Source organism: Lonsdalea britannica, assembly GCF_946477055.1.
Taxonomy (GTDB): domain Bacteria; phylum Pseudomonadota; class Gammaproteobacteria; order Enterobacterales; family Enterobacteriaceae; genus Lonsdalea; species Lonsdalea britannica_A.
Genome location: NZ_CAMKXG010000141.1, coordinates 1 through 9,048, shown reverse-complemented (window position 1 = coordinate 9,048; position 9,048 = coordinate 1). Strand labels below are relative to the sequence as shown.

At 60.7% G+C, this 9,048-nt stretch carries 9 protein-coding genes; all 9 read left to right on the top strand.

The features are described from left to right. The first annotated feature begins 304 nt into the window (after positions 1-304). Genes gspC through gspK form a run of 9 tightly spaced genes read left to right on the top strand, consistent with a single transcriptional unit; the run spans position 305 to position 9,041 of the window. Positions 305-1,114 carry a type II secretion system protein GspC gene (gene gspC, locus Q7O77_RS10725; protein ID WP_304166816.1) on the top strand — a complete coding sequence of 270 codons (810 nt, stop codon included), beginning with the start codon at positions 305-307 and terminating at the stop codon, positions 1,112-1,114. A 43-nt stretch (positions 1,115-1,157) separates the two neighbouring features. After that, the gene (gene gspD / locus Q7O77_RS10720) at positions 1,158-3,248 is read left to right on the top strand and encodes a type II secretion system secretin GspD (RefSeq protein ID WP_304166825.1); all 2,091 of its coding nucleotides are present in this window, start codon (positions 1,158-1,160) and stop codon (positions 3,246-3,248) included. Beyond that, positions 3,245-4,744, top strand: coding sequence for a type II secretion system ATPase GspE (gene gspE / locus Q7O77_RS10715; RefSeq protein ID WP_304166813.1), 1,500 nt, complete (start codon positions 3,245-3,247; stop codon positions 4,742-4,744). Before gspD ends, gspE begins: the two co-directional genes overlap by 4 nt. Position 4,745: 1 nt before the next feature. Then, positions 4,746-5,972: a type II secretion system inner membrane protein GspF gene (gene gspF, locus Q7O77_RS10710; protein WP_304166810.1), complete on the top strand. Its 1,227-nt coding sequence runs from the start codon at positions 4,746-4,748 to the stop codon at positions 5,970-5,972. Positions 5,973-6,001: 29 nt separating this feature from the next. Then, the gene (gspG, locus tag Q7O77_RS10705) at positions 6,002-6,445 is read left to right on the top strand and encodes a type II secretion system major pseudopilin GspG (protein ID WP_026739999.1); all 444 of its coding nucleotides are present in this window, start codon (positions 6,002-6,004) and stop codon (positions 6,443-6,445) included. After that, positions 6,445-6,960, top strand: a complete 516-nt coding sequence (gspH, locus tag Q7O77_RS10700; protein ID WP_304166805.1) for a type II secretion system minor pseudopilin GspH — start codon at positions 6,445-6,447, stop codon at positions 6,958-6,960. The genes gspG and gspH overlap by 1 nt, the downstream gene beginning before the upstream one ends. Then, positions 6,957-7,343 carry a type II secretion system minor pseudopilin GspI gene (gene gspI / locus Q7O77_RS10695; RefSeq protein ID WP_085652193.1) on the top strand — a complete coding sequence of 129 codons (387 nt, stop codon included), beginning with the start codon at positions 6,957-6,959 and terminating at the stop codon, positions 7,341-7,343. The genes gspH and gspI overlap by 4 nt, the downstream gene beginning before the upstream one ends. Continuing rightward, positions 7,333-8,046, top strand: a complete 714-nt coding sequence (gene gspJ, locus Q7O77_RS10690; RefSeq protein ID WP_304166822.1) for a type II secretion system minor pseudopilin GspJ — start codon at positions 7,333-7,335, stop codon at positions 8,044-8,046. Before gspI ends, gspJ begins: the two co-directional genes overlap by 11 nt. Before the next feature lie 14 nt (positions 8,047-8,060). Continuing rightward, positions 8,061-9,041: a type II secretion system minor pseudopilin GspK gene (gspK, locus tag Q7O77_RS10685; RefSeq protein ID WP_304166819.1), complete on the top strand. Its 981-nt coding sequence runs from the start codon at positions 8,061-8,063 to the stop codon at positions 9,039-9,041. The last annotated feature ends 7 nt before the right edge of the window (positions 9,042-9,048 follow it).

The window sequence follows — 9,048 nt, the reverse complement described above, 5'->3', positions numbered from 1 at the left end:
GATGAGGTTACTTCCGGTGTGCTGTCCACATTTTTTCCTTAAATATCATTCAGTCGCGTCCTTTCTGACTCGCTTTGGATGTGCCGAGCGCCAGCGTTGCGCGAAGGTTCGCATTTCGACGTTAACACCCTGATATCGCGAGGGGGGACGCTAAGAGGGGCGTTCCTTAATTCGGCTGTTCGTGGCATCATATACCCGTTTTTTTCTCGGGGGAATGGATAGCCTGAGGGGTGACGACAGGGCCGAAATGGCTTTGATGGATCGGCAGAGCATCGTTGCCGGGGGCATAGGGATAATGTTTCTCATGGATAAAGTAAAATTGCCATCGTTGACGTCACGGACGCTCAGACGGGGCCTGCTGGCGCTGTTTCTGCTGTTGACCGTTCTGCAGATGGCATCGTTGTTTCAACATCGTGATCCGGCGCCGCTGCCGGCTGTCGCGCGACCGGCGACACCTCCGCCATCTTCCTCTCCTGAGATCCCATCCGACTTCTCGCTGTTTGGCGTTGTACCCGAAAAAGCCGAGGCTCCCGAGCTGGACGCCGAGCGTCCCGATGCGCTGCCGCTGTCTTCCTTGCACCTGGCGCTGACGGGCGTACTGCTTAGTCAGGACGCCGCGCATTCAATCGCTATCTTCAGCAAAGATAACCAACAGTTTAGCTGTAGCACCAACGAATCTCTGCCCTACGACGACGCCAAACTGGTGGCGATCCACGCCGACAGCGTGGTTCTGCTCTATCAGGGGCGACACGAGGTTCTGCGATTGTACGAACAGTCCGGCGGTGAAGAGACCCAGACCGACACGGCCGCTTTGCAGCAGCTCCAGCCGCGGCCTTCATCGCCGATTAGCGACTACCTTGAGCTCTCGCCGCTGATCAACGACAACAAATTAAGCGGATACCGCATCTCGCCGGGTCGGCATCCCGACGTCTTTTACCGGGTCGGGCTGCAGGAGCGCGATGTGGTCATCGCCCTGAACGGGCTGGATTTGCGTGATGAAGCGCAGGCGAAAACCGCCATGGAGCGGATACCGGAAATTCACACCTTTACCCTGACCGTCGAACGGGAAGGGCAACAACAAGATATCTACATGGAAATTGGGGGCGAAGAGTAACGTGCTGAGCAAAGGAGTGATCAAGCGATGGGAGCGAGCGGCTATTGGTTCGCTGCTGTTGGCGTCGTGCTGGTGCTGGAGCGCTGAATTCTCGGCCAGTTTTAAAGGCACAGACATTCAGGAATTCATCAACACCGTCAGTAAAAACCTCAATAAAACCGTCATCATCGACCCCAGCGTGCGCGGCACCATTACCGTCCGCAGCTACGACATGATGAACGAACAGCAGTATTACCAGTTCTTCCTGAGCGTACTGGACGTCTACGGGTTTTCTGTCGTGCCACAGGACAACGGCGTGCTGAAGGTCGTGCGGGCCAAAGATGCGAAAACCGCCGCCATCCCGCTGGCCAGCGATGAAAAGCCGGGTCATGGCGATGAAATCGTGACCCGGGTGGTAGCGCTGAATAATGTCGCCGCGCGCGACCTCGCACCGTTGTTGCGCCAGCTGAACGATAGCGCCGGGGCAGGGAGCGTGGTGCATTATGAACCGTCCAACACGCTGCTGATGACGGGCCGCGCGGCGGTAGTGAAGCACATGCTCGAGATCGTCGCGCGGGTGGAGAAAATCGGTGGCCGGGACATGACCACGGTTCCGCTCAACTTCGCCTCGGCGGACGATATGGTCAAGCTGGTGAACAACCTCAATAAAACCGATGAGAAAAACGCGCTACCAAGCAGCGTGTTGGCGAATGTGGTCGCGGACAGCCGGACCAATTCGGTTATCGTCAGCGGCGAAGAAAAGTCGCGTCAGCGCGCGGTACAGATGATTCGCCAGCTCGACCGCAAGCAGGTCGTGCAGGGCGGCACCAAGGTCATCTACCTCAAATACGCCAAGGCGGTGGAGCTGCTGGAAGTGCTGGCGGGAAGCGGCACCAGCGGCAGCCGTAATAGTTCAAGCACGCCCAGCACCTCGCACAGCACCCAGAACAGCGGCAGCAGCAGTTCCTCCTCGTCGTCTTCCTCCAATAGCGAGGACAGCGCGTCGTCCAACAACAGTAGTAGCCTCGGTTTTGGTTCGGCGTTCAGCTCTAGCGGCAGCTCCGGCGGCAAGACGATCATGATTCAGGGGAAAGAGGTCACCATCCGCGCGCACGACCAGACCAACGCGCTGATTATCACCGCGCCGCCCGACATCATGAGTGATTTGGAACAGGTCATCGACCAGCTGGATATCCGTCGTCCTCAGGTGCTGGTGGAGGCGATCATCGCCGAAGTGCAGGATGCGGACGGGTTGAATCTTGGCATCCAGTGGGCCAACAAACGGGCGGGCATGACGCAGTTCACCAGCACGGGAATGCCGATTTCAACGGCGATGGTCGGCTCAGATCAGTATCGCGCCGACGGCACGCTGACCAGCAGCTACTCCAGCGTGCTCAGCAGCTTCAGCGGGATTGCCGCCGGATTTTATCAGGGCAACTGGTCGATGCTGCTGACGGCGCTGTCCAGCAACTCGAAAAACGACGTGCTGGCGACGCCCAGCATCGTCACGCTGGACAACATGGAAGCCACCTTCAACGTCGGTCAGGAAGTGCCGGTGCTGTCAGGCTCTCAAACCACCTCGGCGGACAACATTTTTACCACCGTGGAGCGTAAAACCGTCGGTATCAAGCTGAAGGTCAAACCGCAGATCAACGAAGGGGACTCCGTGCTGCTGCAGATCGCGCAGGAGGTGTCCAGCGTGGCGGACTCCTCGTCGAGCAGCACCAGCAGTCTGGGCGCAACGTTCAACACCCGCACCGTCAACAACGCGGTATTGGTCGGAAGCGGCGAAACCGTGGTGGTCGGCGGTCTGCTCGACAAGACCACGCTGGAAACGGACAGCAAGGTGCCGTTCCTTGGCGACATCCCGGTGATTGGCAATTTGTTCCGCTCCAAAAGCCGTCAGGTGACCAAGCGTAACCTGATGCTGTTTCTCCGTCCGACCATTATCCGTGACGGCATGCAGTACCAAACGGCGACGATAAACAAATACCGCACCTTCAACGATGAACAGCAGCAACAGCGTGGCGCCACGCGCGCCAGCGGCGCGGTGCTGGATAACGACACGCTACGTTTGCCTGCGGGCGGAGACACGATGGTGTTCCGTCAGGTGCAGGCGGCCATCTCGTCGTTCTATGCCCGGGAGGGGCGATGAGCGTGCAGGACGCAGCGGCGCCTGGGCTTCACCCGGTCCTGCCGTTCGCCTATGCCCGCACCCATAAAATACTGCTGTTGCAGGAAGAGCACGGTCAGGCAGCGGCGCAGGTTTTCTGCGTGGCCGAAACGCAGCCCGACGCTTTTTTAGAAGCCCGACGCGTGGCGGGCGTTTCGTTAAGCGTGAGCCGCCTCAGCGAAGCGGAATTTGAGCGGGCGTTGGTGCAGCACTACCAGCGTGACTCCGCCGCCGCGCAGCAGCTGATGGAAGACATCGGCAACGATATCGACTTCTACACGCTGGCCGAAGAGCTGCCGGACAGCGACGATCTGCTGGATGCGGACGACGACGCCCCCATCATCCGCCTGATCAACGCCATGCTGACGGAGGCGATCAAGCATAAAGCCTCCGATATCCATATCGAAACCTACGAGCGTAACCTGCTGATCCGCTTCCGAATTGACGGCGTGCTGCGGGAAATCCTGCGTCCTCCGCGTCAACTGGCCCCGCTATTGGTCTCCCGCATCAAAGTCATGGCGAAGCTGGATATCGCTGAAAAGCGCGTGCCTCAGGATGGGCGCATGGTGCTGCGCATCGGCGGCCGCGCCATCGACGTGCGCGTCTCAACGTTGCCCTCCAACTACGGTGAACGCGTGGTGCTGCGCTTGCTGGACAAAGACAGCGTGCGGCTGGATCTGGCCGCGTTGGGCATGAGCGCCGCGCATCAGCGTGAGATAGACGAACTGATCCACCGGCCGCACGGCATCATTCTGGTCACCGGGCCGACTGGCTCGGGGAAAAGCACCACGTTGTATGCGGCGCTGAGTCGCCTCAACGCCACCGAACGCAACATCATGACGGTGGAAGACCCTATTGAGTATGAGCTGGATGGTATCGCCCAGACGCAGGTGAACACCAAGGTCGGCATGACGTTCGCGCGCGGGCTGCGCGCCATCCTTCGTCAGGACCCGGACGTTGTGCTGGTGGGGGAGATCCGCGATGGCGAGACGGCGCAGATCGCCGTGCAAGCCTCGCTGACCGGGCATCTGGTTCTGTCGACGCTGCATACCAACAGCGCGCTGGGCGCGCTTTCCCGCCTGACGGACATGGGCGTGGAGCCGTTTCTGTTATCGACCTCCCTGCTTGGCGTGTTGGCGCAGCGGTTGGTGCGAACCCTGTGTCAGGACTGCCGCCAGCCCTACTCGGTCAGCGCGGAACAGGCCCAGCTGATGGGGATTGCGCCCGGCACCCGGCTGTATCGCGCCGGGGGCTGTCCAGCCTGTAACGAAACGGGTTATCGCGGACGGACCTCGATCCACGAACTGCTGCCGATCGACGACGACGTTCGAACGGCCATTCACCAGCGGGAAGGCGAGCAGCAAATTGCGCAGCGCCTGGGTGAACGCTGGGGGTCGCTGCGGCAGAGCGGCTTGCAGCAGGTCATCGCGGGCAACACCACCTGGGATGAGGTGGTGCGTGTGACAAGGGCGGAATGAGATGGCGCTGTTTCACTATCAGGCGATGAACGCGCAGGGAAAACGCAGCCGCGGCGTACAGGAAGCCGACTCGGCGCGTCAGGCCAGACAGCTGCTGCGAGAGAAAGGCCTGGTGGCGCTGACGCTGGAACCGCAACGCGACGGGGGCCATTCTCGCGACGCCGGGTTCTTGACGTTACGGCGCTCCCAACGCATTGGGGCCAGCGATCTGGCCCTGTTGACGCGACAGCTGGCGACGCTGGTCGCCGCGGCGCTGCCGCTGGAAGAAGCGCTGGCCGCGGTGGCGGAGCAGAGCGAAAAAGCCGGGCTGCGTACGCTGATGGCAGCCGTGCGGGCCAAAGTCGTCGAAGGACATTCGCTGGCGGAGGCGCTTGGCAGCTTTCCCGGCAGTTTCGAACGGTTGTACTGCGCGATGGTCGCGGCGGGCGAAGCCTCCGGCCATCTGGATATCGTCCTCAATCGGCTGGCGGACTACACCGAGCAGCGCCAGCAGATGCGCAGTCGTATTCAACAGGCGATGATTTATCCCTGCGTCCTGACGCTGGTCGCCATCGCGGTGGTGTGCATCTTGCTCTCCGCCGTGGTGCCTAAAGTGGTGGACCAGTTCGTTCACATGAAGCAGGCGCTGCCTTTTTCCACGCGGCTGCTGATGGGCATCAGCGATGCGGTACGTCTCGGCGGACCGTGGATGCTGTTGCTGTTGGCGCTGGTGATGCTGCTTGGTCGCTGGCTACTGCGACAGGACAAATATCGGCTGTCTTTCCATCGACTTCTCCTGCGGCTGCCGGTGGTTGGGCGCGTACTGCGCGGGCTTAATACCGCGCGCTATGCCCGCACGCTCAGCATCCTGAACGCCAGCGCCGTGCCGCTGTTACAGGCGATGCGCATCAGCGGCGACGTGCTGAGCAATGACGATGCCCGCCAACGGCTGATACAGGCGACGGAAGCGGTGCGCGAAGGCGTCAGCCTGCATCAGGCTTTACAGCAGACATCGCTATTCCCCCCAATGATGCGGCACATGATCGCCAGCGGCGAACGCAGCGGCGATCTCGACGCTATGCTGGCGCGCGCGGCGGACAATCAGGATCGCGAATTCAGCGCTCAGGTCACGTTGGCGCTGGGCCTTTTCGAACCGCTGCTGGTCGTCACGATGGCGGGGGTTGTGCTTTTCATCGTGCTGGCCATTCTCCAGCCGATTCTGCAATTGAACACTCTCATGAGTATGTAATTTCGAATAACGTCAAAGGAAACAACAAAATGGAACAACGTCAGCGGGGTTTTACCCTGTTAGAAATCATGGTGGTGATCGTTATTCTCGGCGTACTGGCCAGCCTGGTGGTGCCGAATCTGATGGGCAACAAAGAAAAGGCCGATCGACAGAAAGCCGTCAGCGATATCGTGGCGCTGGAGAGTGCGCTTGATATGTACAAACTGGACAACAGCCGCTATCCCACCACGGAGCAAGGTCTGTCTGCGCTGGTGAAAAAGCCGAGCACGCAGCCAGAACCCCGCAACTACGCGCAGGATGGCTATATTCGCCGTCTGCCGCAAGACCCGTGGGGCGCGGATTATCAATTGCTTAGCCCCGGCAACCACGGTCGCATCGACGTATTCTCGTACGGTCCGGACGGTATGCCGGACAGTGAAGACGATATCGGCAACTGGAATATCGGCAACGGGGCGCACAGCGCGAATCCGTGATGCGTCAGCGCGGTTTCACCCTGCTGGAAATGATGCTGGTGGTGCTGCTGGCCGGCGTCTCGGCCACGCTGGTGATGATGGCGTTCCCACAGCCAAAGCCCAGGGATGCACAGTGGCAGATGGCGCGCTTTCGGGCGCAGCTGGAGCGCGCGGTGGCCGACAGTCAACAGAACGATCGCGTACTGGGATTCTATCTCGCGCCGCGCAGCTGGCAGCTGGCGGTGCTGGAGCCGACGGATGCCTCCGCGCCGGAAGCCTATCAGTGGCGGCCTGATTCGCCGCTCACCACGCTGCCTGCGGATATCCGGCTGGCTTTTACCGCGCAGTGGAAGGACGGCGAGGTCGATCCGGGCGTGACCTCATCACAGGCGTCGCCAACCCTTCTGATCCTGCCGGGAGGCGAAATCACGCCATTCCGCCTCGAGTTTCAGCAAAGCGAAAGAGATAGCGCCTGGCTGGAGGTCGACGCTAACGGGGCGATCCTCAGCGCTTCTCCTGAGGGCAACGCGCGATGAAGCAACGGGGCATGACGCTGCTGGAAGTTCTGGTCGCACTGGTGGTGTTCGCACTGGCGGGACTCGCGATATTGAGGACCACCGCGCAGCAGGCCAGCACGCTGGGGCGGTTGGAAGAGAAAACCTTCGCCGTCTGGATCGCCGAAAACCAGCTGACGGCGCTGCGGCTGGAAAAACAGTGGCCGTCGACCTCATGGACCGACGGCAGCGTGATGTTCGCGGAATCGACGTGGTATTGGCGTTATCGGGGCATCGATAGCGGCAATGACAGCGTACGCGCGGTGGAGGTTGAGGTGCGTCACGGTAGTAATGACGCCACGCCAGCAGCGATATTACGCAGCGATATACCGCAGGCGGGAGAGGACGACGGTGATGCGAATTAACGCCTCGCGCGGGTTCACGCTGCTGGAGATGATGCTGGCGCTGGTGGTTTTTGCCGCGCTGAGTCTCAGCGTTTCCTCGGTCCTGAACGGGGTGATGCGTCAGGACGAACTGTCGACGCGTAAAAGCGCCCGACTCGACGAGTTACAGCGCACCTTTACGCTGATGGAGCGCGATTTCACCCAAATCACGCCGCGACGCAGCGAAGCCGCCGAGCCTGGGTTATTGGCCCAGCGTTATGGCATGGAAAGCGAAGACGGCGCCGCCAGCTTCGTGCGTAGCGGTTGGCTTAATCCACTCGGTATTCTGCCCCGTTCCGAGCTACAGCGAGTCGGGTACCGTCTGCGTCATGGCACGCTGGAGCGTCTGTTTTTCGACTCTCCGCAGCCTGTGCCCAAGCAGGAGATGGCGATCCGTCCGCTGCTGACACAGGTCAACGGCTTTACCCTGAGCTTTTTCTCCGAGGGGGGCTGGCAGGATCATTGGGACGCCCCCGATCGGCTGCCGGAAGGGATTTCCGTCACGGTCAATTTGCGCGACTACGGCGATATCACGCGCCTGTTCCTGCTGCCTCAGCAGGAAGATCCGGAGGCGAAAGAGAATGACCGGGAGCTGGAAGAAATTGGGAGCGGTCAGTCTGACGAGACCGATTCTGATGCGGCTTCGTCCTCGTCCGGCGACAGCGTAGCGGAGGATAACCAGTGAAACGACAACGGGGAATGGCGTTGCTGGTCGTGCTGCTCATGCTGGCGCTGATGGTTATTGTGGCGACGTCGGTGGCGGAGCATACCGGCACGGCCTACCAGCGCACCGACAGCTTGTTGACCCGAACGCAGGCTCGTTGGACCGCGCTGGGCGCGGAGGCGTTGATGGGCAGCGTGCTCCTGCGTGATGGGCAAGACTCGCCGAAAATTACCCACATCGGGCAGCCGTGGTCGCGTGTCGACAGGCAGATGCTGGACGACGGTCGGGAGATGGTCGGTCAGATTCATGACGGCTCGACCTGTTTAAACTTGAACGCCCTGCAGCCGCGCCCTAAAAACACCGTCGCGACGGGCACGATCTCGACGGCGAAGGCCTCCGAAAAAACGCCTTACGCCGCGCAGGTCTTCAGGCAGTTAATGGTGGTTTTAGGCGAGAAAGGCGAGCGGGCCGATGCGGTGACCGCCGCTATTCGCGACTGGCTGGACGAAGACCGCGAGCCGCGTAAGAACGGGGCCGAAGACGACGCCTACTCGCGCTATCTGCCGGCGAATCAGCCGATGGCGGATGTGTCGGAGCTGCGGGCAATCAACGGAGTGGATGCGGACCTCTACCGCCGATTGCTGCCGTACGTGTGCGTGCTGCCGGTCGATACGCTCTCCATCAATATCAATACGTTGACGCAACAACAGGCGCCGCTGATATCCGCCATGCTGATGGGCAAATTTAGTCCTGAGGAGGCCGCGCGCGTAGTGGCGCTGCGTCCCGCTAAAGGCTGGCAGAACGTCGATGCTTTTGTGGGGCTGCCGCAGTTGCCGGAATCCGGCAAAAGTAATATCCGGCAGGCGTTGGCGGTCAAAAGCGACTGGTTTTTCGGCGACGTCCGCATTCAGGGAGAAGCGGGCGCGTTGTATCAGCGCAGTCTGTTTCATCGCCATAAGCGGCGTATTGATGTCATACAACGGCAGTACGGGGGATACAGGACGATGAACCGATGAGTAACAT

Coding starts and splice junctions, on each gene's coding strand:
- gspC (WP_304166816.1), top strand. CDS start 305: ATGGATAAAGTAAAATTGCCATCGTTGACGTCACGGACGCTCAGACGG.
- gspE (WP_304166813.1), top strand. CDS start 3,245: ATGAGCGTGCAGGACGCAGCGGCGCCTGGGCTTCACCCGGTCCTGCCG.
- gspF (WP_304166810.1), top strand. CDS start 4,746: ATGGCGCTGTTTCACTATCAGGCGATGAACGCGCAGGGAAAACGCAGC.
- gspG (WP_026739999.1), top strand. CDS start 6,002: ATGGAACAACGTCAGCGGGGTTTTACCCTGTTAGAAATCATGGTGGTG.
- gspH (WP_304166805.1), top strand. CDS start 6,445: ATGCGTCAGCGCGGTTTCACCCTGCTGGAAATGATGCTGGTGGTGCTG.
- gspI (WP_085652193.1), top strand. CDS start 6,957: ATGAAGCAACGGGGCATGACGCTGCTGGAAGTTCTGGTCGCACTGGTG.
- gspJ (WP_304166822.1), top strand. CDS start 7,333: ATGCGAATTAACGCCTCGCGCGGGTTCACGCTGCTGGAGATGATGCTG.
- gspK (WP_304166819.1), top strand. CDS start 8,061: ATGGCGTTGCTGGTCGTGCTGCTCATGCTGGCGCTGATGGTTATTGTG.